Annotated in this window: 22 protein-coding genes; 5 read left to right on the top strand and 17 right to left on the bottom strand. The window is 39.6% G+C overall.

The genetic code is table 11. The features are described 5' to 3' along the window. The 5 genes from EVU92_RS16945 to EVU92_RS16965 all read right to left on the bottom strand — a co-directional run bounded on the left by EVU92_RS16945 (position 1) and on the right by EVU92_RS16965 (position 3,653). Positions 1-1,062: an HlyD family secretion protein gene (locus EVU92_RS16945; RefSeq protein ID WP_130052345.1), complete on the bottom strand. Its 1,062-nt coding sequence runs from the start codon at positions 1,060-1,062 to the stop codon at positions 1-3. A gap of 4 nt (positions 1,063-1,066) precedes the next feature. Continuing rightward, positions 1,067-1,543, bottom strand: coding sequence for a MarR family transcriptional regulator (locus EVU92_RS16950; protein ID WP_130052346.1), 477 nt, complete (start codon positions 1,541-1,543; stop codon positions 1,067-1,069). A gap of 135 nt (positions 1,544-1,678) precedes the next feature. Then, the gene (locus EVU92_RS16955; RefSeq protein ID WP_130052347.1) at positions 1,679-2,155 is read right to left on the bottom strand and encodes a TlpA disulfide reductase family protein; all 477 of its coding nucleotides are present in this window, start codon (positions 2,153-2,155) and stop codon (positions 1,679-1,681) included. Next, positions 2,152-3,042 (bottom strand): fused MFS/spermidine synthase, encoded by an 891-nt coding sequence (locus EVU92_RS16960; protein ID WP_130052348.1) that lies wholly within the window; start codon positions 3,040-3,042, stop codon positions 2,152-2,154. The genes EVU92_RS16955 and EVU92_RS16960 overlap by 4 nt, the downstream gene beginning before the upstream one ends. Further along, the gene (locus tag EVU92_RS16965) at positions 3,027-3,653 is read right to left on the bottom strand and encodes a fused MFS/spermidine synthase (protein ID WP_130052349.1); all 627 of its coding nucleotides are present in this window, start codon (positions 3,651-3,653) and stop codon (positions 3,027-3,029) included. The genes EVU92_RS16960 and EVU92_RS16965 overlap by 16 nt, the downstream gene beginning before the upstream one ends. A gap of 189 nt (positions 3,654-3,842) precedes the next feature. Here EVU92_RS16965 and EVU92_RS16970 point away from each other — a divergent pair, with 189 nt between their 5' ends. Then, positions 3,843-4,301, top strand: a complete 459-nt coding sequence (locus EVU92_RS16970) for a GyrI-like domain-containing protein (protein WP_130052350.1) — start codon at positions 3,843-3,845, stop codon at positions 4,299-4,301. A 72-nt stretch (positions 4,302-4,373) separates the two neighbouring features. Here EVU92_RS16970 and EVU92_RS16975 read toward each other — a convergent pair whose 3' ends face one another. Continuing rightward, the gene (locus EVU92_RS16975) at positions 4,374-5,036 is read right to left on the bottom strand and encodes an NAD(P)H-dependent oxidoreductase (RefSeq protein WP_130052351.1); all 663 of its coding nucleotides are present in this window, start codon (positions 5,034-5,036) and stop codon (positions 4,374-4,376) included. Between the two features lie 119 nt (positions 5,037-5,155). Between EVU92_RS16975 and EVU92_RS16980 the strand changes: the two genes are divergently transcribed. After that, positions 5,156-6,004 carry a LysR family transcriptional regulator gene (locus tag EVU92_RS16980; RefSeq protein ID WP_130052352.1) on the top strand — a complete coding sequence of 283 codons (849 nt, stop codon included), beginning with the start codon at positions 5,156-5,158 and terminating at the stop codon, positions 6,002-6,004. A 70-nt stretch (positions 6,005-6,074) separates the two neighbouring features. Then, entirely contained in the window at positions 6,075-7,085 is a 1,011-nt protein-coding gene (locus EVU92_RS16985; protein ID WP_130052353.1) for a prolyl oligopeptidase family serine peptidase, read from the top strand. Positions 7,086-7,129: 44 nt separating this feature from the next. Here the strand turns inward: EVU92_RS16985 and EVU92_RS16990 are convergent, their stop codons facing one another. The 6 genes from EVU92_RS16990 to EVU92_RS17010 form a co-directional block, all read right to left on the bottom strand. Then, positions 7,130-8,011 carry an alpha/beta hydrolase-fold protein gene (locus tag EVU92_RS16990; RefSeq protein ID WP_130052354.1) on the bottom strand — a complete coding sequence of 294 codons (882 nt, stop codon included), beginning with the start codon at positions 8,009-8,011 and terminating at the stop codon, positions 7,130-7,132. 452 nt (positions 8,012-8,463) lie between these two features. Next, positions 8,464-10,803 (bottom strand): S9 family peptidase, encoded by a 2,340-nt coding sequence (locus EVU92_RS16995; RefSeq protein ID WP_130052355.1) that lies wholly within the window; start codon positions 10,801-10,803, stop codon positions 8,464-8,466. Positions 10,804-10,897: 94 nt separating this feature from the next. Beyond that, on the bottom strand, positions 10,898-11,698 hold the full coding sequence (locus EVU92_RS17000) for a class III extradiol ring-cleavage dioxygenase (RefSeq protein WP_130052356.1): 801 nt from the start codon (positions 11,696-11,698) through the stop codon (positions 10,898-10,900). Next, positions 11,589-11,873: a CcdC protein domain-containing protein gene (locus tag EVU92_RS21790; RefSeq protein ID WP_346654653.1), complete on the bottom strand. Its 285-nt coding sequence runs from the start codon at positions 11,871-11,873 to the stop codon at positions 11,589-11,591. Before EVU92_RS21790 ends, EVU92_RS17000 begins: the two co-directional genes overlap by 110 nt. A 100-nt stretch (positions 11,874-11,973) precedes the next feature. Continuing rightward, on the bottom strand, positions 11,974-12,606 hold the full coding sequence (tmpT, locus tag EVU92_RS17005; RefSeq protein WP_130052357.1) for a thiopurine S-methyltransferase: 633 nt from the start codon (positions 12,604-12,606) through the stop codon (positions 11,974-11,976). 9 nt (positions 12,607-12,615) lie between these two features. After that, positions 12,616-13,104, bottom strand: coding sequence for a DUF2938 domain-containing protein (locus EVU92_RS17010; protein ID WP_130052358.1), 489 nt, complete (start codon positions 13,102-13,104; stop codon positions 12,616-12,618). A 100-nt stretch (positions 13,105-13,204) separates the two neighbouring features. Between EVU92_RS17010 and EVU92_RS17015 the strand changes: the two genes are divergently transcribed. Further along, entirely contained in the window at positions 13,205-14,086 is an 882-nt protein-coding gene (locus EVU92_RS17015) for a LysR family transcriptional regulator (RefSeq protein ID WP_130052359.1), read from the top strand. On the opposite strand, the gene EVU92_RS17020 is transcribed toward EVU92_RS17015, so the two are convergent. Continuing rightward, positions 14,081-14,656 carry a DJ-1/PfpI family protein gene (locus tag EVU92_RS17020; RefSeq protein WP_130052360.1) on the bottom strand — a complete coding sequence of 192 codons (576 nt, stop codon included), beginning with the start codon at positions 14,654-14,656 and terminating at the stop codon, positions 14,081-14,083. The genes EVU92_RS17015 and EVU92_RS17020 overlap by 6 nt on opposite strands. Positions 14,657-14,782: 126 nt before the next feature. Between EVU92_RS17020 and EVU92_RS17025 the strand changes: the two genes are divergently transcribed. Then, complete coding sequence (locus EVU92_RS17025) at positions 14,783-15,487, top strand: hypothetical protein (protein ID WP_130052361.1); 705 nt, start codon at positions 14,783-14,785, stop codon at positions 15,485-15,487. Positions 15,488-15,525: 38 nt separating this feature from the next. Here EVU92_RS17025 and rmuC read toward each other — a convergent pair whose 3' ends face one another. From rmuC to EVU92_RS17045, 4 genes are all read right to left on the bottom strand, one after another. After that, positions 15,526-16,992: a DNA recombination protein RmuC gene (rmuC, locus tag EVU92_RS17030; protein WP_130052362.1), complete on the bottom strand. Its 1,467-nt coding sequence runs from the start codon at positions 16,990-16,992 to the stop codon at positions 15,526-15,528. 229 nt (positions 16,993-17,221) lie between these two features. Then, positions 17,222-20,365: a DEAD/DEAH box helicase gene (locus EVU92_RS17035; protein WP_130052363.1), complete on the bottom strand. Its 3,144-nt coding sequence runs from the start codon at positions 20,363-20,365 to the stop codon at positions 17,222-17,224. Between the two features lie 415 nt (positions 20,366-20,780). Next, the gene (locus tag EVU92_RS17040) at positions 20,781-21,743 is read right to left on the bottom strand and encodes a transcriptional regulator (protein WP_130052364.1); all 963 of its coding nucleotides are present in this window, start codon (positions 21,741-21,743) and stop codon (positions 20,781-20,783) included. 14 nt (positions 21,744-21,757) lie between these two features. Continuing rightward, complete coding sequence (locus EVU92_RS17045; RefSeq protein ID WP_130052365.1) at positions 21,758-22,996, bottom strand: AAA family ATPase; 1,239 nt, start codon at positions 22,994-22,996, stop codon at positions 21,758-21,760. Positions 22,997-23,082: the final 86 nt, after the last annotated feature.

Below are 23,082 nucleotides of genomic sequence, written 5' to 3' on the forward strand. Positions count from 1 at the left end.
TTAGTAAATGAAGTGCAGAACACTGATAAAACGGATTTGCATGCTCGCAAACCAGCTACCGATGCTAGAGTCAGGCAAAAGCTGTACGGTTGCACGAGCACCACTTGGGAACTTAGCTAGCATCTGGTGTTCATCAAGTTGAATATGAATACGTTGACGCTGTGCATCTCGTACCCAACGATTGCTGCTTTCTGTAGCACTGAGTAAACCGTTTGCATTGAGCTGACCGTCACTTACACCGGCTTCAAAACTAATAATTTTGCCAGTAAACACTTTTCCCGGTAGCGCATCAAAGCTAACTTTTGCAGTACTACCAATTTGTACGTGAACTAAAGACTTTTCACGAAAATCAGCCACTAAATCAGCCTTATTGGCAACAATCGCCATTAACGGCTGGCCCTTATTAGCATAAGTACCCGGTGTTACTTGTAAATTTGCTGTTTTACCGTCGGTATCGGCAGTCACTGTGGTGTACGACAAATTTAGTTTCGCTTGCTCAAGCTGATTTAGGGCATGGCGAAGCGCTAAATTGTCATCACCCTTTTTACCACGCGCTAATTTAGCCTCGCTAAGCTGCGCTTCAATTGCAGCTACATTCGCTTTGCTTGATTGGTAGTTTGCATTGATTGTTTCGTACTCTTGCTCTGAAATAGAGCGCTTTTTCAATAACGACTCACCGCGCTCGAACAGCAACGTTTGCTCATGCAGCTTAGCTTGAGCAGCAGCTAACTGCGCTTCTATTGCCTTGACACTACTATCTAAACGTTGGTTTTGTTGTTTCGCATCATCATAAGCAAGTTCAGCTTGTTGAACGGCAAGCTCAAAAGGCTCATCGTTAATCTTAAACAAGGCTTGCTGTTTTTCGACGGCTTGATTATTGGTCACTAATACGTCAGTCACACGCCCACTTACTTGTGGCGTCACTTGCACAACAGGGTGATACACACGGGCCTGTGGTGTGACAGGCATGTATAGATCAGCAATCACAAAATATAAAAATAAAACAATGAAACCCGCCAAAGAGATTTTTACGTAACGGGCAAATTTTTGATCTGGCGTCATAAAGTTACTTATCTCCTGAATAATGACGGATACACTGGCGAGCGTTTTGCTCCATCTGAATTAAACCATGTGCCATAGTATCGAGTTGTTCTGTGGTCAAATCGGCATAAAGATGCTCTTTCACATCAGCGATAATCACTTGTAATGTGTCTAACAATTGTAGACCCTGCTCAGTGAAGTACAGACGTTTACTGCGTTTATCTTCAGCATCAGCTTTGCGAGCAATAATCTCTTGTTGCTCAAGCTTCTTAATAGTGCGAGTCAACGATGGCATTTCAATACCTAAGCTGCTTGCCAACTCTTGCTGCGTACAACCTTGGTTTAAATGAGACAGGTGCATCATTGCAGTCCAACGAGATTGAGTGAGTCCAAGAGGCTCGACCGCCAAAGTTACTGCATCGCGACATAATCGATGCACACGGCCCATACTGCCGCATAATGTTAAATCAAGAGTTTCGTGAAAAGGGGGAGTAGAGGACATGATGCGCTCCATTTACTTAGCATGCTAACTATTTTAATATAGTTAGCATGCTAAGTAAATATTAGTGCAATTAATAAAATAGATAGCAATGTTCGACAAAAACGAATAACAGCAAAAGTTATCTGCTTAATAATACTAATTAGCAATTAACTCTTTGATATGGCTTTCATAGAGGTCTAATTTATCAGCTAAAAATCCAGTGTGTTGATATCGAACTATACCTTCTTTATCGATTAAAAAGCTGCTCGGCATCCCTTTCAGTTGGTATTGCCTACCAATAACAGCATCAGGGTCGTAAATAATATTAAAGTTCACAGCAAACTCAGTTAAAAACACATCAGCATCACTGCGCTCAACATCAATGTTTACAGCTATCACTTTAAGTCCTTGCTCTTGATACTTACTTTGCATGGCAATAAACCAAGGAAATGACCGCCTACAAGGGCTACACCAAGATGCCCAAAAATCGAGTAACACGATTTTCCCTTTATATTGATTCAAAAGTTTAGACAATTGTTGCTGGCTTGCCGCTAAAGGAGCGGTAGAAGGGTGCTCTGCCGTAGCAGCAGAGCAAGCAAATAAAAGAAATGCAATTAAGCCGTATTTGATCATTGATAATTTAATAAGTTCGCTGGTGAATATTGGTCAGTGAGTACTTTAGTATCAGCAGGCCAATCTTGATTACCCTTAGTATAAAACAAATGCTCGCTGAGTAACTGCAAATCAACATCGTAAGGTGTTAACTTATTTGCTAGTTTGTTGGCTCGTTCAGCTAACTGTTGCTGGCTAGGCATAGTATCGAAGCCAGCTAAAATAATGCGATTAGAGTTTTCATCGGTCACAACATTGACAAAGTCACCAAACACATCGAAGTAAGTTGCCGACTCATGCTGGTAAAGTTTACTCGATGAAAAAGTATTTGCAGCGATAATTCCGCCATCAGCCAAAACACTTTTTACTTCCGTAAAAAACTCCTTAGTAAGCAGGTGCTCTGGGATATAGTCGCCATTAAAAGCATCAAGAATTACCCAATCATACTTTTGTTTTTTAAGGGCAGCGCGTTTAATAAAAATACGACCATCTTGCACTTTAGACGTTACTTTATCAGTTTCTACAAAACTAAAAAAATCACGGGCAACTTTGATTACCGCAGGATCAATTTCGACGTTTTCGATACTAGCACTTGGGTAAAGCTCATGAATGGTATTAGAAAGCGATCCGCCCCCTAACCCAATGATCAATACATTCTGAGGGTCATCAATAAATAGTAAGCTTGCAAACGTCATTTTGGTGTAATTAAACACCAGCTTTTTAGGCTTACTTTTATACATACAACTTTGCGTACTTTTACGGGTTTTTTCGTTAAATTTTAAACACAATAAATCGCCAGACTTCTCCACTAAAATATTGCGATAAAGCGAGCGTTCTTTATGAATTACTTCGGCAAAGCCATTAAAGGGCAGGGTCATGATCAAACAAACCATTAAGACTCTAAACATACAGTACGCTCCTTCGTTTTTATTTGACTAACAACAATTGCAAGCAACCCAAGCAAGCCTAAAACCGCGGCAAAGGTTTTAATGATGTCGTTAACATCAAATGCTAGCACCATATAAAAAGAGGTAATAATCGTGCCAAGGGCGCTTCCTAGAGTGCTCACAAAATACAAACCACCGGCAACCTGACCACTTTTTTCATGATCGGTAACCAATAATCGCACTGAGTAAGGTGAGATCATACCGAGTATTGTTGTTGGGATAAAAAACAATGCCGTTGAAGCCAGTAACGAGCCGTAACGACTGTCTTCAATATAGGTGAAAATAAAGGTCATAATTGGCTCAGCAAACAGTACGATCGGCACAACCATAATGCTAGCCACAAAGAAGATTAGGCCATATTTAGTTAATGACGGGTTGCGGATTGAAAGCTTGCCACCAAGCAAATAGCCGATCGATAAGCTCAACATAAATACAGTGATGATACTGCCCCATATATGCACACTACTGCCAAAGTACGGCGCTAAAATTCGTCCGCCTAAAAGCTCAATTCCCATAATACAAAAGCCGCTACTAAAGGCTAAAAAGTAGATAAGCGCATTGATCTTATTCATTAAACACCCGCTGATTTTATTGTTATTTTGCCCATCTTAACCTGATGCTGATAAGGATGCTATGACTGTTTTTTAAGCTGTAAAGGCCGTTGACAAAATGAGGGGTAATAAAATAAATAATGAAAAAGGCTAGGTTAAAGCACATATGCTCTGGTATTTTAACGGGAACAAAAAACAAGGATAAATGCAATGGATCAGCAAGTAACGAAAATCAATATCGACAACCCAACGACTTTATTTGGCCTCAAGGTTCGCACCAGTAATATGAACGAAATGAGTGGTAAAGGTGCCAAAATTGCAGGCTTATGGCAGCAATTTTACACAGACATAGCACCAAATTTAACGCCATCTAGCAAAGTATATGGCGTATACACTCACTATGAGTCAGATGTCACATGGGAGTTTGATGTATTTGCTTGTACTGACCTGCAAGTCACTTCACCAGAGACAGAACAAACTACACTTGCCACAGGTAACTACCTTCGCTTTAGCGCCAAAGGAGCCATGCCACAAACCGTTATAGATGTTTGGGGTCAAGTTTGGCAGTACTTTAGTAATGAACAATGCCCACACATCCGAGCATATAAAACTGACTATGAGTTTTATAAAAGCAGTGAAGAAGTTGAGGTGTTCATTTCGGTAGAATAACGTTAAATCGAATTTATAATGTAAAGCCCCATTACACAACAAAGCCGCTTATTGCGGCTTTGTTATGTAATCTTAATTGATGTATCTCAGTGCTAACTGTTCAGCCTTAGCATAGGCATTAGTCAAAGAACGTTGATGCCTGCTGTCGTTAAATTCTTGATACTCACAAGCAATTTCATCAATATGCTGAACACCTAAATACTTACTCAACGTTTTAATGTGCGGCACTAAATGACTCATACTCTCTCGTATACCACCTGCCTCAAAGCCAAACTCACCCGTTGAGGTTATAACCAGCAAACGCTTACCACTTAATAATGGTTGCAAAGGGAAATCCCCCCGCTGCAAATCAAAGTCAAATGTTTTATTGATCCTAACGATTTGATCAAACCATGCTTTTAGTTGTGCGGGCATGCCATAGTTATACATAGGCGTTGATATCACTATGGTATGAGCGTTAACCAATTCATTTATCAATTCATCTGATTCGGCCAGTACTTCTTTTTGCTCTAGCGTTAACTTGTTGGCAGGCGTAAACACAGCACCAATCCAAGATTGATTAATAAATGAAGGTGGATTCATTCCAACATCACGGTAAATATACTCAGCTATAGCATTGTTTTGCTGTAAATGATTTACAAATTGCTTAGCAATATTTTTAGAGATTGAGTCGTGATTAGGGTTTGCATTTTTAGCTGAACGCACACTAGCATCAATGTGTAGCAGAGTAGTCATAGTAAATACCTCATTAGTTAATGTGTTGGTATCATCATTAAATGTGCGCCATTTAACAAACGAGTTATAATTCACTATAAGTAAGTTATACTCATCTATAAATTTAGGTGGGTTCAACTATGCATATATCATTACAAGCTTTAAAAGCCTTTGAATCAGCTGCACGATTAGGTAGCTTTAAAGCAGCCGCCGCTGAGCTTGCGATTACGCCTACAGCGGTATCGCACCACATTGCTAATCTAGAAAGCCGCTTGAATACTGATTTATTTCATCGCGAAGTGAGAAAGATAACCTTAACTCCATCAGGCGAGTACCTAAGCCAAAACACAACTAGCGGCTTTAAGCTTATTTTTGCGGCAATTGAACAGGTGAGCCAAGCACATAACCAAGTACGTATCACCACAACATCTTCTCTAGCAGCCCTAAGATTAATACCCGCTTTAGAAGAGCTAAATAACAAAAAACCACATTTACAGCTTGATATATCAACCAGTGAAACTTTAGATAAGCAGCTTCATACCTTGCCTGTTCGGCTAGGAAATAGTGAGGAAGTAAACAAATCAGATATCATCAAGTATGAACGCTTTGATGTGTTTGCAGCAAGCTCAGATAAAAACCCCCCTTGGCTTGATGAACAGGTCACTTTATACACAAGCCAGTGGAAAAATAATGCGCTACCTGCTCCACCATTAGCGCAGTGGCTCAAAGTAAATAACCTAAATGACTCATGTTTCGAGATAAAAACATTTGATCAAGAGCTATTTGGTATAAATCAGGTGCTCGCCAATAAAGGCGTGGTGTTTTGCTCAAAAACCTTGGTTCAACCTTATTTAAATGCAGGGTTACTAACACCATTTAATAGCCAAGATGTTGAATCAAAACTATGTTACTACATCCCCGAAAAAAATCGCTTTGAAACATCTATACAAAAAGTTGTGATTGAGTGGCTTGAGCGTTTACTAAATTAGTGTTGTACAAATAACCTTCATTTAAGTTACTGTGGTTTAGTAAATTTTAGCCACCAAAAAGGATGTTGTTGTGTATAAATTACTACTCTTTGCCAGCCTATCTCTTGCTGTTTTTTCTACCAGCGCAGCGAAAATTATCGATGATGAACACGTAACAAAAGAAACAGACTGCTTCACAGGCATCTTTGCTGACTATGATTCGTGGCACCAATTTATAGCGCAAAAGAATAAACGCAAAGCTAAAACCGAGACTGAGTACTTAAAGCGTATTAAAGCCTTTGAAGAAACCTTTCCACAAGATATGTTCGATAACTTTAAAACAAATTTAACCTGCCATAACTTTAAATATAAGGTTGATGATGTTGAAGTGCTTGGTTATATCATCAAACCTAAAGTCATCAAGAATAAGCTACCAGTATTAATTTATAACCGCGGCGGTAACGGTAATTTTGGCAGTGTTTATTTTGCAGCAATGATGCGAAATTTATTTCCTTTAGCAGAGCAAGGCTTTGTGGTTATCGGCAGTCAGTACCGCGGTACATTAACAAAAAATGATGATTTAGATGAGTTTGGTGGCAAAGATGTTAATGACGTACTTGCGCTTATTGATTTTATTCCTCACATAGCAAGTGCAGATGAAAACCGTATTGGCATGTTAGGAGTAAGTAGAGGCGGCATGCAAACCCACGTTGCGATGCAACACACAAACAAGATTAAAGCCATTGCAACCATTGCAGGGGCGACCGATTTAGTTAAAGAGCTTACGTTTAGACCTAACATGGAAAATAACGTGTATGTACGTCGTATCCCCAATTATAAAGAAAATAAACAAGCAGAGCTTAAAGCACGCTCTGTAATGAACTGGGTTGATAAGCTCTCGCGTAAAGTGCCCATATTACTTATTCATGGCAGTGACGATAAACGAGTATCGGTCGATAACTCAATTCAATTTGCCAAAGCGCTAGATAAGCATCATATCCCCCATAAGCTTGTGGTGTATGAAGGTGACAACCACTTTTTAATGAACCATAAAAAGCAACTAGAAACAGAGCTAGTGAATTGGTTTAACAAGTATTTGTAACTTTTTTTGAAAATAAAAAGGGCCAAAAAGGCCCTATTTAATCATTACTTAGCCATATCAAAATGATTAAACGCCCCATCTAGCGCACTGCGAACGGATTGCTCTGCGTTTTGTTCATGGTCAGCTCCTTTGTTGATGTGGTGCTGCCAGGTAAGGTCGTTTGGTGCATGCTTTTGAAGAGCATTCACTAAGCCATTAAATGCACCGGTTATGATTGGATTCTCATCACCACCTAATGTGACATAAAAATAGTGAGTGCTGCCTGCTGTATTAGGTAAACTTTTACTGAACTGTTTTACGACAACATTATCGTCATACCAAGCCGCAGGGCTAAAAGCAAAGTATGCATTAAATAACTCTGGTTTAGTAACCATGGTATATAACACAAAGCTACCTCCCGCCGAAAAACCTGTTAGTGTGCGCTCCCCGCTAATACGGTACTCTCCCTCTAAATAGGGTATTAGCTCTGTTTCAATAAACTTTAAAAACACATCAGCTTTACCAAATATTTCTCGTTGATTTTGATTAATTGGGCGAGCTTCTATCGCCACATCCTTACGGGCGTAAGGTGGCACTAAATCACGATTTCGTGTGTCATGCCAAAACAGGTTCGGGATGGCCACGAGAATAACCTCATGCTTGTCATCGGTGCTTTCAAGAAAACTTAAAGCGTCATCCCAAGTATCAAGGTTAAAATTGCCGTCAGTTTTAATTATGAGCGGATAAGCTTTGTTAGGGTTGTAGTTTTTGGGCAAGCGAATGAAAACTCGGCGCATTTCTGAAAGCGCATTCGACTTTATATCTATATCAATAAAGCGTGAACTATAGTGCTGTTGGTATTTCATCGCGATATACAAGCCTGTAGCTAACAAAACAAATGTAATAAGCCAAGCTAGATACTGAAATCTAAATTTTAGTAATGCCATTTTATACCCTTAATCAATAACTTAATGACACTACTTCAATTATAAATATTAGTTAATAAGACAATTGTAACAGGGTATTAGTTAGCCTCTTTCACCGACTTAACTGTGATACAAGATATTCATTATACGCTTGCTCGATAATCCAATAGCTCGCAGCCGCCATTGCCAGCACTGAAAATTTACATCGAACATTTGATAGCTTTCATCTAAACGCTTTCTTTGTGTAACGGGGGTTTACAGTTTGCATAAAAATACCGCAGCTTAACGTTGAAGCTGCGGTATTTTTTATAAAGCATATTTACTTGTTATACCAATCCGCTTAATTAAGTAGTCTATTTTGAGGCAATTAAACCTCGTTGATAACAAGGCAAAAATTTCGTTATTTAGTTGTTCTAAATGAGAAACTTTTAACGCAGTTAGCGACAGGTTTAATCCCTCAAAATGATTAAGTATTATTGCGGGTTGGTATTAAGTAAATGCTTTTCGAAGAAGTTAGCCATCATAGTGTGGTAGTGCAGGGTAGTGCCTTTACCTTCTCGTAGGCTGTGAGAACGGTTCGGGTAAGAGAAAAACTCAAACTGTTTATTGTGCTTAACTAATTCGTTAATTAAACGCTCTGAACCTTGGTAGTGTACGTTATCATCTCCGGTGCCGTGGATCAGTAGCAACTTACCTTGCAGATCTTTTGCAAAAGTAATCGGCGACGTGTTGTCGTAACTTTCAGGATCGGTATTTGGGTTACCCGCATAGCGTTCTTGGTAGATAGTATCGTACAAGCGAATATCTGGCACTGGGGCTGAGGCAATACCAACTTTATATTTATCACCATGGCGGAATAACAAATTAAGTGTTGAACTACCGCCACCAGAGTGACCCCATACACCGACACGGTCGGTATCAATGACATCCCAACGTTTTGCCATTGCATCAAGGGCGTCAACTTGGTCTCGTACGGTAATAGAGCCTATTTTTTTGTAGATAGACTTACGCCAATCTCTGCCTTTTGGTGCGCGCGTGCCGCGGTTATCAACTGAGGCAACAATAAAGCCTTGCTGAGTTAGATACGACTTGTATAAGTAACTGTTACCTTCCCAGCGGTCTTGTACTGTTGAGCCCCATGGCTCACCATAAACATAGAAAACGATTGGGTATTTTTTGCTTTTATCCATATTAGCTGGGAACATGATGTAGCCATCAAGCTCAACACCATCACGGGCATTAACTGTAAAGAACTCGTGAGTCGGTAATTGCTCAGTCGCTAATTTCTCTTTTAATGCTTTGTTCTCAACTAAGGTTTTCACATTGCTATGATCGCTTACTTTGATGATCTCTTTCATTGGTGGAGTGCCAAATTTAGAGAATGTGTGCATCGCCCAAGAGGTATCTTTAGACATATAATAGCTGTTTGAGCCATCAAATGACGCTGGCGTTACGCGCATAGGTTTAGAGCTGCCATCTAACGACGTACGGAATAAATACCGCTGGCTAGGATCATCCGGTGATGCAGTAAAGTACATAACGTTTTTATCTTCGTTAAGCGCTAACATATCAATGATGTCATAGTCGCCCGGCGTTAAATCAACAACCGTTTTGCCATCGCGAGATACACGGTATAGATGACGCCAGCCATCACGCTCACTGTGCCAAATAAAGAACTTACCGTCTTTTGACCAGTTTGCTTTATAAAACCACTCAATAAAGGCATTGTCTTTATCTTCAAGGATTTTAGTTAGCTGTTGTTTTTGCCAGTCGAATAACCAAACCTTGTTGTGGCTTTGCGGGCGGTTAAGATCTTGGATCATCAAAGATTCACCAGTGCCTGCCCAGCTAATACGTGGAATATAACGATCACGATTATCGCCACCAAGTTCAGCCCAGCGAGTTTTCTTGTCGCTAAGACTGACCACACCCACTTTAACCGCAGAGTTCATCTCGCCGGCTTTTGGATACGGGAATTCTTTAAGGGTAGGGTAGAGATCATCGGTGTTATTGATCATGGTGAAGTATTTCACGCCACTGGTATCAAGCTGCCAATAGGCAATTGATTTATTGTCTGGGCTCCAGCGAAAACCATCACGAATAGTAAATTCTTCTTCGTATACCCAGTCAAAATTACCATTAACAATGGTGTCGTTACCATCAGTGGTTAAAGCAGTCACAGCCTTGCTACCGACTTTTTCCATGTAGATGTTGTTATCACGCACGTAAGCTACTTTTGAGCTATCTGGTGAGAACTTAGCAAACATTAGCTTTTTCGCTTCGATGTTTTCGCCACCTAACTGATATAGCGAATCTGTTTCAAGGTTTAATAGCCAAAAATCACCACGGCTACGTGAGCGCCACACTTGCTCGCCATTGGTAAAAACCATCAGCCATTTACCATCTTTAGACCATTGATAGCTTTCAACGGTGAGTGGCTCTTTATCACCTTTGGGAATTAATTTTTCGTAGCTAACAAGTACCTTACGACCCGTTCCATCGGCGTTATAAAACACAATATCATTGCCTTTTACGCCGTGCTCATCGTCTTTAGCTTTATCGTCTTGGTTGTTTTTATCGCTTTCGCGCTCTTCAAGTACCGTATAACCAGTACCATCATCGAGCCACGTAAAATAGGTGCTACGCTCAGCTTTAAAGTCTTTTTCTTTATAAATTTGTGCAAGCGAGAGTGGATTAGCCGTTGCGTTCACTGTTGCTGATGGGGTGCTCGCTTGCTCTGTACTTGAGCATGCTTGCAAACCTAAACCCGCAACCACAGCAAACGCAAGGGTTGATGTTTTTATTAAGTTCATTTTGTTGTTCCTAGGTTTTAACTTACCTAGCGTACCAAATTAGATGAATAAAATCTGAGCTTTTATCGTGTTATCAAGGGGGTTGAACTTAAACTTAATCGTCCCACAAGAACATACTGGCTTGTTTATTGGCAATACGTAGTTCGTAGATATCACTACAAGGGCGCATCGCCGCACCATAGCAAACATGTAACGGCAATAAGTGCTCTTCTCGAGGATGACTAAAACGCGCCGCAGGGGCCATTTGCCATTCTAATAGCTTAGCTTGTCGCTGCTGCTCACTCAGCTCAGTATTGCCACATACATCAACTAACCATTGCTCAAAAGCCATATTTTGCGCTTTAATTTCAGCGGTTTCAGGGGGGAAAAATGCGCGCATATTATGAAAAGTAAAGCCAGACCCAATGATCAATAAATTATCGTAATCAAGTTGTTGTAAAGCCTCACCTATCGCTAGGTGTAAGCTTGGCTCAAGGCTTGGATGTAACGACAATTGCACACAAGGTATATCTGCTTCTGGATACATAATTTTCAAAGGCACATACATACCGTGGTCAAAGCCACGAGATGGGTTTAATGCGCTATCGATATTAGCTTTTGCCAATGCCTGATGTACTTTTTCGGCAAGGGCTGGTTCACCTGGGCTTGGGTACTCAATACTGTAAGCAGGCTCAGGAAAACCATAGTAATCATAAATTAGCTCAGGAGCAGCACTCGAAGTAATACTAATAGGGTTCGCTTCCCAGTGCGCACTCACCATCAAAATAGCAGATGGCTTTTTAATTTTAGCAGCAACGGACTGCAAACAAGTGACCATATCGGCATGACTTGGATCGCCAAATAAAGGCATAGGACCGCCGCCATGTGAAACAAAGAAAACGCGTGGCTTTTGCATAAATGTACTCCTTAAATACGCTTTTCATACCAATTCGCTTAATTAAGTAGTCTATTGTGAGGCGAAGAAACCTCGTTGATAGCAAGGCAAAAATTTCGTTATTTAGTTGTTCTAACTCAGAAATTTTTAACGCAGGTAGCGACAGGTTTAATCCCTCAAAATGATTAAGTATTATTGCGGATTGGTATCTCTATAGTGCACGCACAGAGGTACAATAACTAGCCACAAAAACGCACAACTAGGGTGTGAATTTACACACCAATAGTTTGTAAGTACTAACTTAAATGCCAAGCTACGTTCATGGCAGGGACTTGCCCTTTTAAGCCACCTTCGAGAGGTTCTTTGCACAGTAATGTTAGTTGATAAAAAGCATCGTAGTGCTGATGTAGTTCATCGGCGACTACACTAAACGGCGGACCCGAAAACTCACTTTGCTGATACTCAAAGACCACCACTAACTGTTTAGCTCTATTAGTTAATTCAAGTAAATGCTGGGTATAGCGAATGCGCACTGGCTTTGGTAGCGCAACTAAAGCGGCACGGTCATAAACTGCGTTGATAGGGCCAAGATCAGCTGCAGTAAGTGCAAAAATATCACCCACCCAAACGGTTAGATTTGCGCCTTGGTAACGTAATAGTTCGCCGTGTTGGCTAATTTCGGGTTCTAGCTTTAACTCATCAAATAACTGCTTAATGGCTATCTCACTAAGTTCTGCCCCAACAACACGCATACCTTGCGCTAGCAAATAATGAATGTCGTGAGTTTTTCCGCACAGTGGTACAAAAACAGTATCGCCTTGCTGCAAATTTAAGTTAGTAAAATACTGATCTAGATAACGGTTAACGTCTCCTTCATGAAAACCAATTTCGTTATTTTCCCAACGTTGATGCCAATGCTTTGCGTCCATTACATACTCCTAAATAAATTGAATGAATTGAGCTGATAAATATATTCCGACACCAAAAAGTAGGTGAGTTACAGCACTTTTTAAGCGGGCTTGAAGTGGGTTTGCTGTTTTCGTAGCCATTATCCCCATCCCTAAAGCGGGCTGCATAACAAAAAATGGCATAGATACGCTAGCTAATCCATATATACATGCAGCGATTAAGGTGGGCTGTTCAAGCCAAGCAATACCGACCAATAATATAAATAGAAACGAAAATAAAACACCAATAAAGTAGTGTAAACACCAGCCAAACACGCACTCAAACTGCTTAACTGGACTAGTTGCTATATTCAGGTGCTTAAACTTTCCATCTAATAAACCCAAGCCCCAACGGCCAACTAAACAAAAGTTTAATGACGGTATCTTAAACACTTTAGCCAGCAGAAAAGCATAAAGATCAATGAACAAAGTCGCCGCTATGCCTACAAAAGTTATCACATAAATATCATTAACACTCATAATTAGATGCTCTTAAATGATTTAATAAAAGACATGATATCTAATTGCAAAAATGCTAAAAATAGCAAGATAAACAAACTATGATTGCATAAATGAGAACATGATTGACGATATTGCCCTATTCATACAGATTGTTAAACAAGGCGGCCTAAGTAATGCGGCTGAGAGCTTGTCGTTGCCTACCGCAACTGTATCGAGACGCTTGCAACGACTTGAGCAACGCCTAGGCGAGCAGCTTTTAAATCGCTCAGCAAGGCAATGCACGTTAACGCAAGCAGGAGAGGTATATTTTCAAAGTTATGTTGAATTAATTGAGCAATTTGAACAAACCCATCGTCAACTTAATGAGCAAAAAGCACAATTGTCAGGGAAGCTGAAAGTTCTGGCACCTCTCAATATTAGTCATGGTTTCTTAAAGCCTATGTGGCTAGCATTTACTAAACAGTACCCTGATTTTCAACTTGAGCTATTGCTTAATAATCAACTTGAAGATCTGAGTAAAAGCCAAGCTGATCTAGCAATAAGAGTCGGGCCGCAGGTTGATTCTATGCTCCATCAAAAAAAGTTAGGCAGTGTTGATACCTTATTTGTAAGCACAAAAGCATACCTTGATTCAGCACCTTCCATAGAAGAGCCAACTGATTTAAAACAGCATAGGTTAATTGGTACCACGTTGAGAAATAAGTGGCAGCTAACCAATACACAAACGAATGCAACTTATACGCACATGTGCCGATTTGCTACTACTTTTAACGATACCGGATTTGTAAAATACTTAGTTTGTGATGAGCAAGGTGTTGCTTTGTTACCTCGGTTTGAGGTTATAGATGAATTAAAATCTCAGCAGTTAGTTCAAGTACTGCCACACTGGCGAGGGGAAAACCGCGACATTTATGCTATCTGGCCAAGCGCACGTTTACTGAGTAAAAAGGCTGTCTGTTTAAAACAGTTTATAACCGACTACATTCCTGAAAAATTATAACGTCTGCCATTCATATTCCATCTGTTTGGCGGTCAGTAGGGCATGCTCGTAACTAATAAATTCAGCGACTAACGCTAGGCTCATATCAATGCCTGCAGAAATTCCTCCTGAGCAGGTAAACTTACCGTCGGTGACCCAACGAGTATCTGCAATCACATTGAGCTCAGGAAACAAAGCAGCCAGCTCAGGTTGATCTTGCCAATGAGTCGTGACATTTTTACCGTTCAAAAGCCCTGTTTTGGCAAGCAAAAACTCCCCCGTACAAACACTGGCAACACGTTTGGTTTTAGTAGCAGTATTTTTTAACCACGCAATAACCTCTGCTTTTTCAAGTTCTAGAGTATGATCACCACCAACCACAATAAGTAAATCAAGCGAAGGACAGTCAGCGAAACTGTAATGGGGGTTTACACTATAACCACCACGGGCAAGAACAGGACCAGTAGTTTCGGCAATTAAACTCACTTGCCAGTCATTATCCGCTAGGCGCTTAGCGGTACTGAACACCTCAAATGGACCTGAGAAATCGAGCACTTCGGCATCATCATAAATGTAAATTCCAATATTCATACAATTGTTCCTATTATGCTGATTTATTTCTCAAGCAAAAAAACGTACTATGCCATTTTTGCAGTTCGTTAATGACATATTATTAAATTGCGCACTGTATACAAACAAAACTTCAAGGCATTGTTAATGCGTTTTTTATTATTATTGAGCGTGCTGCTGGTTGGTTGTAAAACAACACAGCAAAACGTTGCTGAAATCAGTGAAGTATCGCCGAGCACTATTTATTTTCAGGGCGAAACATCAAAGCAAAATGTTGAAAAGTTCGAACAATTATTAGTAAGTAGCGATCAACAAATCAATACCTTGGTTATTAAGAGCCAAGGGGGTGATGTGATGGCGGGTCTACATTTAGGTGGCTTAGTGCATGAGTATCAACTCAATGTTGTAGTACACGAGCTTTGTGCATCGTCTTGCGCCAACTACGTACTTACTGCAAGTCCACATGTTCTCGTTGAAGAACAAGCCGTTATAGGCTGGCATGGGGGCTCATTACAGCCATTATACGTGCCGATGGAGCAACCTCCCGAGGTCGCTAGCTATATTGCAAAATGGCAAACTGCAGAACGACAATTTTTTAAAATCATCAATGTTGAACAAGCGGTTACTATCATAGGTATGATGCCTGGCATTACCGAAAAACGTGATTCAGCTATTTATAGTTACGATGTCCAAACTCTGAAGCGTTTAGGGTTACATATCGAGTTTGCAGGAACGCAAACAGGGATGTCAGCAAGTGGCGAAAAAGTAGCGCAAGTATTCGAGCTTGAGGAGTCTGTACTTAACCACTTTTTGATGCTCAACGATATCGTGTCAGCTGAACTAATTAACTAATAAAAAGCCAACATGACGTTGGCTTTTTTGTATCGCATTTAATCTAACTCTAATTGGGCTTTTTCAACACTTTCCGCGGGTAACTCTTTTTGAACAGAAACCCCCAGCTCTTTGAACTCAGAGGCCTGCTTAATCAAGTTCCCTTTACCACGATACAGCTGAGAAAACGCTTTATCATAGCTTTCTTTGGCGCGGTCTAATTGCTTACCAACCCCTTCCATACTAGTAAGAAAACCATTTAGCTTGTTATAAAAGCGCTCTGCACGGGCAGCAAGCTCTTTTGAGTATTTAGTTTGCTCTTCAAAACGCCACAATTGTTTAACGATATTCAAACTAGTCAATAAGGTAGTCGGCGTTGCAACTAAAATATTTTTTTCGATTGCCTGCTGATAAATATCACTTTGATATTTGAGCGCTTCAACAAAAGCCGACTCTATCGGTACAAACATGATCACCACTTCAGGGGAGTTAATACCCGGTAGTCTATCGTAGGCTTTACTTGCTAACTCATTAATACGTGATTGCACTGCCGTGACATGCTCTTTTAGCGCTTGCTGTGCCTCAAGCTCTGAATCGGCATTTACGTAGCGTGTGTAAGCGTTTAACGAGGTTTTAGCATCGATAACTAAATGACGCTGTTGTGGTAAATACACCACCACATCAGGGCGTAGACGACCATCTTCGGTGTTAAACGACACTTCACGTTGATAATCTACACCTGCACGCAGTCCTGCGCTGTCTAATACATTTTCGAGCATTAACTCACCCCAATTCCCTTGGGTTTTCTTTTGACCTTGTAACGCAGTGCTAAGTCTATCAGCTTGTTCAGTAATAGCTTGGCTTTTAGCTTGCAAATGCAATAACTCAGTTTTAAGTGCAGCACGCTGTTTGAGATCTTCAACATGGATCAATTCCATTTTATCGCGAAAGCCTTTTAGCTCACCCTGAACAGGTTTTAATAATTGCTCAATGCTTTCTTGATTTAAGGTTTTAAAACGCTGAGATTTCTCTTCAAGGATTTGGTTAGCAAGATTTTCAAACTCTTTCTTAAGTTGCTCTTTGCTTTCTTTGATTTGACTGAGCTGTTCTTTAAAGTGCAGCTCTTTTTGCTCTACCGTGCTGCGTAAAGTACTTAAATCAATATCACGTTGATTGAGAGCCGCTTTGGTAGCAGCAAGCTCAGCCTCGAGTTGACGCCAAAATTGGTTGTATTGCTGTGCTTGTTTTTCTTGTTCTACAAAACGGGTTTTAAAGTGTTGAGATTCATCACGTTGTTCAGCGTAATCTTGCTGCAATTGAGAAAACGAGAGTTGGCTTTCTTGTAATTGCAACTGCGTTTGCTCTAAATGGCTTTGCTGAATTTGATGACTATTTTGCAGTTCAGCTAACTGTTCTTTTAAGCGGCTTTTTTGCAGAGCAAAAATAACACCACTTGCGAGTGCACCTGTAGCAGCACCAAGCACCACACTTTGCCAATTAATCTGTGCAATTAGCTCTGTAATCATATCGAAAACTCAATAACTTAAAGACACATCATCATAACGAAATAGTTCTCAACAGAGTAGGGGGATCAGGCATAAAAAAAGCCAGCTCAAGAAGAGCTGGCTCTAACATTACTAAAATTTAGTAACCAAATGGGAAATCAACATAATGCTTATGTAAACTGCAATTTAACAACAAGCATAATAATAGACGCCCTAAAATTTGATTAGTTCAAAAAAACTTTAAAAAAATTTAATTTTTTATCAGCGCAAGCATTTGCTCTTCATCAAACTGAGTAAAACTCATTGATTTTTCAGTAAATAATGCATCAACAAGCGCTTGCTTATGCTGCTGCATTTTAAATACTTTTTGTTCAATTGAGTTAGCCATAATCAATTTATAAACAAACACAGGATTAGTTTGGCCAATTCGATAAGCACGATCTGTCGCTTGTTTCTCAACAGCAGGGTTCCACCAAGGGTCAAAATGAATCACGGTATCTGCTTGAGTCAGGTTTAACCCTGTACCACCGGCTTTTAAACTAATTAAGAACACAGATGTATCACCTTGAGTAAACTCTTCGATAACACGATCGCGTTGTCTTGTTTGCCCTGTTAGCATACTAAAGCTGATGCCAAGCTCATTTAATCGCTCCGCAATCACATCAAGTGCCATGGTGAATTGACTAAATATAATCACCTTTCGGCCTTCACTAAGCATGATAGGTAAATGTTTAGAAAGCCATTCAAGCTTAGCGCTGCCTGCTTGAGATGTTGGATCTATCAATTTGGGGTGACAACAAATTTGTCTTAATTTTAATAATGCATCCAGAAAAGCCAGCTTACTTTTTTGCACACCCTGCTGAGCAAATAGATCGACCAATTTCTGCTCTAATGATTCAGTTATACCGGTATAAATTTCTTTTTGTTTAGTTTCAAATTCAAATTCTTTTACTAGCTCTGTCTTCTCTGGTAACTCTTGAGTAACTTGCGCTTTAGTTCGGCGTAAGATAAATGGCATGATCAATGACTTCAATTCGTCAGCGCGTTGTACATCGTTATCACGCTCAATAGGCGTTTGAAAGTAGCTTTTAAAATGTGTTTGCGAACCAAGTAAAGACGGCATAGCAAAGTCGAGCAAGGATTTAAGCTCAAATAGATTATTTTCAATAGGGGTGCCGCTTAAACACAATTTAAAGTCAGCATTAAGGCGCTTAACCAAACGTGAAACTTGAGCTGCATCATTTTTAATATATTGGGCTTCATCTAAAATGATATTTTCAAAATAAAGCGGCGAATAAAAAGCGATGTCGCGCTTAAGCAGTGGGTAAGTCGTTAAAATACAATCAGCTTGCGACAGCTGTTGTAATTGGTCGCTGCGAGCAGCACCGAATACTGTGGTGATTTTTAAGTTGCTAGCAAACTTATTAATTTCGCTTTGCCAATTACCAACAAGGCTTGTTGGGCAAACAATTAATGTAGGACCCGATTGAGGTGATTGTTTTGCGTTAGCTAAAAAGGCGATAACTTGTAAGGTTTTACCTAGTCCCATGTCGTCAGCCAAAATACCACCGAGCTGGTGACGTTTTAAAAAGTTGAGCCAATCAACACCGTGCTGTTGGTACTCACGTAATTGCACACCTTGGTTTAAGCCTTGAATATCGGACTTTTTAATAAGTTGTTGTGAGTCACTTAACTCAGCTAAGTAAGCATCTAGCGCATCGTCAACAATATTCACCTTAATCGCTTTTTGCTCAATAAGCTTTGGCAAAAACGATAGCGGCATTAAGATTTCGTCACGCGTTTTGATATGCTCAAAACGTTCACGATAATCGTTAAGTTGCATCATCGCGACCTTTTCAACTACCGCAAAGCGTTTACCTACAGTAAAATAATAGAAACGCTCACTTTGTCTATTAAGTGACTGATAAATATTATTATCAGTGATAAATAGTTGTTGCGTTTTGACTCCAGAGATCACGATTTTACTAACTATCTGATGTCCTTTACCACGCTCAACTTGCAGTGAAAGCTGTTTTAGAGCTTTGCCGACCTCTAACTCATCATTAATTTTCCAACCACGCTTTAATAAGTTAGGAATAATTTCAAACTTTAGCCAATGCTCATGAATAACTGATTGTTTATTAAAGATAAACTCAGTTTGTAAAGCCCCTTTACATAATTCAAAACCGAGATTGGTTAATTCATTTACAACGGTATTTTCTAATGACTGGTTGAGTATATCCGCTGGAGCTTGGCTTAAATCATACAAGGAGTTTTGATAATTAAACTGCAATGATAAGCGGATTGTACCCTCGTCATTATGAATACTGATGACTGGGAATACAGTTCGAGCTAGGCTTTTTTTACTTTGCTTAAAAGCATGCGGAATAACCCCTTCACCGAAGTTATCATTGAGTTGCTGATAAACACGGTCAAAGTTCTCAGTGTGAATTGCAGGCATATTTGCGAGTAAAGCTATTTCATCAGCTGTTAATGGAGTACGAATACGACCTACTTTTAGTTTTTCTGGATCAAGGTAGGTCGGAGGTGTTGTTTTTAATAATAACCAATTATCTTGGCCTGCTAGCGTCATACTCAATGAGGTTAAGTCTTTATTTTGTTTCCAATCAAACTCTAGAGCTTGCATGCTATCAGCTTTAATAGCTTGACGTGAACGACCTAAGAACAAACGTTGCGTAGCGATTAATTGCTGTAGTGCAGCAAACCCCCATTGACCTTTAAGCTCTAATTTACCGAGTGCATTTTGTGAGCGTATCCAACTATATAAACGAAAGTCTGACTCTAGTAAATCAGTAGGAGTTACAAAGCTGTTTAATTGCTGCTCTGTAAGATTTCGACCTAGGGTATAATTATGTTCAGGGTCATAATTAGCAATCTTCGGGGTGATAGTTACTATAGATTTCTCTACATCAAGAACAAATAATAAAACCTGTTTGGCATCTTCGTTGGCAATCTGCTTAAGCGTCTTAAGTTCACTAAACCAATCGTTAATGATGTAGTCTTCACCGTAGTCGCCTGAATGTTCAATTTTGAGCTTAAGTAACACGGCGGCAATATGACGACATTTGGTTTTAGATCCGCAAGTGCAGTGTGAATCGACCGAAAATCCACTTGGTAATTTACTGATCTCAATATGCTGAGTGAAGGTATTTCCTTCGTTACCAAACATCGATGCATCAATAACACTAAAGTCACTGTTATGTTCTAACCAGTTTATTTGACCGTTCTGATGATACTCTTTTGCTTTACTTAACACATGTGGCTTAAACAGCTGTTTAATGAAGCGCTCAGACAGGGGAAACTGAGTTTCTTGCTCTTGTTTTATTTCTTCAAAGATAGCTAATAAGTCATTTTTGGATAAGTTAGCAGACATAACGCTTATGGCAGTAAAAACAAAAAATAATTCTGCCAGTATATGATCTATCGACCCAGAGCTAAAGCACTATTGAGCAATATTGGACTGGTTGGAGCTGATAACTTAGTAAAAAACTGCTTTAAAAGAAAATGAAAGTTGAAAATTGACATTCTGAGCATTTAACAAACAACAATCGCACAAGATATAAACAGCTTAATAACAAGGCAGGGGCTTTACAGATCGCTTTTTTACTAAGTAAACAAATTTATGGAGTAAAAAGCCTGTAAAGGGGTTATTAGTTGGTAAAAAACTGATCTGTGAGGCTAATGAGTAGCTATTTTTATATTATTAGATCATTATTTTACTAACAAATGGGAGGTTGGGATCACGCTTTTACTAACAGTAAAAGCGCGATAGATCATTATTTTACTAACTAATTAAAGCTATTTAAAAGTTTAGTTAACTGCTCTAAACGTTTGTCTGTCATCACTTTATTATCGATTTTGACAGATAAATCGCCGCTTTTGATATTGCGCTGTACGCTAACAAACTCACTGTCGATGAGCGCTTCTCGGCGACTTGGCGTTGCAGGCTCAGCGGTTAATAATTTCGTAATTGCCAGAGCACGTTTATCATCACTACTAATCTGCGCTATTTCAGCATCACTACTCACATCATTTACTAACTTAGTGAATAACTGCTCATCACGTTCTTTGGCACTAATTAGCTTTTTGGCCACTTCACGGCCAACATGGTTAGCTGTAGGATAAAGGCTCAAAACTGTTGCAGGGAGATTCTCATAAGCTTTGATAGCATCAGCAATCGCAGTGTGAGATACCCCCTCAATTGCCGCAATCTCACGATAAGAGCCCTTTTTACCCTCAGCAATAAGTTCATCACGGGTTTGTTGATAAGCTTGACCAAGCTCCCACAGACTTGGGGCAATGTATTGGTCTGATGATACAGCAAGGATTTTAGCATCTTGATCTGTAAAATCTTCAGAGCTTAAAACTAAGTAATCAGAGTTACTCAAAATACATGCTTTACGACGACGAGAGCCTGCTAACACAAGCATTTCGTCACCTTTATCCCAACATAGTGCAGGGTGCTGGTTGCGGCCATCTTCGGCAATTGCGGGAAGGATATCGGCAACTGACTTTTCATTTAGTAATGATTGTACGCGGCGGTTTTTACCATAGACCTTTGTTCTTAATTCAATTTCTGAGCTAGGAATAACCTTACACACCAGGGTAATTTGACGAGTAGGATCGCTAGGTGCTGGCATACTAATAACATCGCCAGCCGATGCCTGTTCAAGCAAAGCATCTAAGCTACTACTTTCAATTGAGGTTGAAAAAGGATCTAAGCTGGTATCATTTTTACGTTTTTTAGCCATTTTTATTCTTTACCTTACTTAGCTGAATTTAGAGACGACTGAGTTGATTGCCAATTCGAGCGGATCAGCATTTCAAGCTCATCTACTACATCTTTGATATTTTCTTGAGCACGAAGTAAAGACTCACGACTAGCTAAGCTGTCAGAGGTTTTTTGATCAAAAATGGTGTTAAAAGATGATGAACTAGCTGTGATAGCAGAACTATGATTAATTGGATAGCTCATTACTTGGCGACCAAATGCACTACGAACATCTTTAACAATATCTCGTTGTGAGTGGTTACCCTTAACATAGTTAGTTACCAAGAATTGCATAAAATCCCAACCTTGGTGACCAAGTGCTGCAACTGTATGGTAAATCTCACCTAATCGTTTTAAATATTTATTGTTTGCATCAAAGTCGACAGCTTCAGGATGAACCGGAATAAGCATCGCAGTTGAAGCCATTAATGCATTATAAAACATGAAGTTAAGGGATGGAGCTGTATCAATTAGAATAATGTCAAATTGGTCTTTCACTGGCTCGATAACTTTTTCTAGCAGCTTATGATAGTGACGTGTTTTATCGTAACTAGAGCTATCTTTTAATAAAGTTGCTGTTTCATGCTCAAAGTAAAAGTCATCCATACCTGAAGGTAAAATACGAATATTAGGAATGTGGGTAGGTAAAAAAGAATTACCTACTAACTCATGCCAAGTTTCATTTTCTTCAAGCTCGATACAATCACGCATCAAGTCACCCACAGTGATCGGATCTGGCTCACTTGGTGGGAAAAAACTTGACGAAGAGCCTTGTGGATCAAGATCAATAATACCGATTCGATAGCGTTTAATGTTGGTTGTAGCAAGTGCAGCGGCAATATTTACCATGCTTGTTGTTTTACCACAGCCACCTTTTAATGAATTGATAACGATAACTTGTAATTTATCGTCATCTGTACGGTGATCAGGCTTAATATCCATGATATCGGCCATAGCAAAAATATTTACTAAGGTATATGCATAGTGACCATTTGCACCACGTTTAATGTTAAGTTTATCAAAGTCACCATTATCATGGCGTCGTTTTAAGGTACGATTATTACAGCCTAATAAATCAGCTGCTGCTTTTTGGGTATAAGTTCGAAGTTCTTTTTCTTCAGACTTTAGATGAGCACGATAATGTTGAATACGTCCTTCTAGCGATTTTTCAGCAACTTCTGCTGTCGCTTTTAGTAACCTATAAGTGGCTAGCGCATTATTATTGATAGACATACTTTCTTCCTCAAAGTTATGCTTTAAGTATAATGTCCATTCAAATTGCTGTAAACAAGTATTTAAGACGACATACCTTTTATTTA

It is taken from the genome of Pseudoalteromonas sp. MEBiC 03485 (assembly GCF_004195145.1).
Classification (GTDB): Bacteria; Pseudomonadota; Gammaproteobacteria; order Enterobacterales; family Alteromonadaceae; genus Pseudoalteromonas; species Pseudoalteromonas apostichopi.

Coding starts and splice junctions, on each gene's coding strand:
- EVU92_RS16945 (WP_130052345.1), bottom strand. CDS start 1,062: ATGACGCCAGATCAAAAATTTGCCCGTTACGTAAAAATCTCTTTGGCG.
- tmpT (WP_130052357.1), bottom strand. CDS start 12,606: ATGGACGCAAAGCATTGGCATCAACGTTGGGAAAATAACGAAATTGGT.
- rmuC (WP_130052362.1), bottom strand. CDS start 16,992: ATGATTACAGAGCTAATTGCACAGATTAATTGGCAAAGTGTGGTGCTT.
- EVU92_RS16990 (WP_130052354.1), bottom strand. CDS start 8,011: ATGGCATTACTAAAATTTAGATTTCAGTATCTAGCTTGGCTTATTACA.
- EVU92_RS16975 (WP_130052351.1), bottom strand. CDS start 5,036: ATGACTACTCTGCTACACATTGATGCTAGTGTGCGTTCAGCTAAAAAT.
- EVU92_RS16965 (WP_130052349.1), bottom strand. CDS start 3,653: ATGAATAAGATCAATGCGCTTATCTACTTTTTAGCCTTTAGTAGCGGC.
- EVU92_RS17015 (WP_130052359.1), top strand. CDS start 13,205: ATGATTGACGATATTGCCCTATTCATACAGATTGTTAAACAAGGCGGC.
- EVU92_RS16960 (WP_130052348.1), bottom strand. CDS start 3,042: ATGTTTAGAGTCTTAATGGTTTGTTTGATCATGACCCTGCCCTTTAAT.
- EVU92_RS17045 (WP_130052365.1), bottom strand. CDS start 22,996: ATGTCTATCAATAATAATGCGCTAGCCACTTATAGGTTACTAAAAGCG.
- EVU92_RS17025 (WP_130052361.1), top strand. CDS start 14,783: ATGCGTTTTTTATTATTATTGAGCGTGCTGCTGGTTGGTTGTAAAACA.
- EVU92_RS16970 (WP_130052350.1), top strand. CDS start 3,843: ATGGATCAGCAAGTAACGAAAATCAATATCGACAACCCAACGACTTTA.
- EVU92_RS17040 (WP_130052364.1), bottom strand. CDS start 21,743: ATGGCTAAAAAACGTAAAAATGATACCAGCTTAGATCCTTTTTCAACC.
- EVU92_RS17035 (WP_130052363.1), bottom strand. CDS start 20,365: ATGTCTGCTAACTTATCCAAAAATGACTTATTAGCTATCTTTGAAGAA.
- EVU92_RS16955 (WP_130052347.1), bottom strand. CDS start 2,155: ATGATCAAATACGGCTTAATTGCATTTCTTTTATTTGCTTGCTCTGCT.
- EVU92_RS17010 (WP_130052358.1), bottom strand. CDS start 13,104: ATGAGTGTTAATGATATTTATGTGATAACTTTTGTAGGCATAGCGGCG.
- EVU92_RS17020 (WP_130052360.1), bottom strand. CDS start 14,656: ATGAATATTGGAATTTACATTTATGATGATGCCGAAGTGCTCGATTTC.
- EVU92_RS16995 (WP_130052355.1), bottom strand. CDS start 10,803: ATGAACTTAATAAAAACATCAACCCTTGCGTTTGCTGTGGTTGCGGGT.
- EVU92_RS16950 (WP_130052346.1), bottom strand. CDS start 1,543: ATGTCCTCTACTCCCCCTTTTCACGAAACTCTTGATTTAACATTATGC.
- EVU92_RS17000 (WP_130052356.1), bottom strand. CDS start 11,698: ATGCAAAAGCCACGCGTTTTCTTTGTTTCACATGGCGGCGGTCCTATG.
- EVU92_RS16980 (WP_130052352.1), top strand. CDS start 5,156: ATGCATATATCATTACAAGCTTTAAAAGCCTTTGAATCAGCTGCACGA.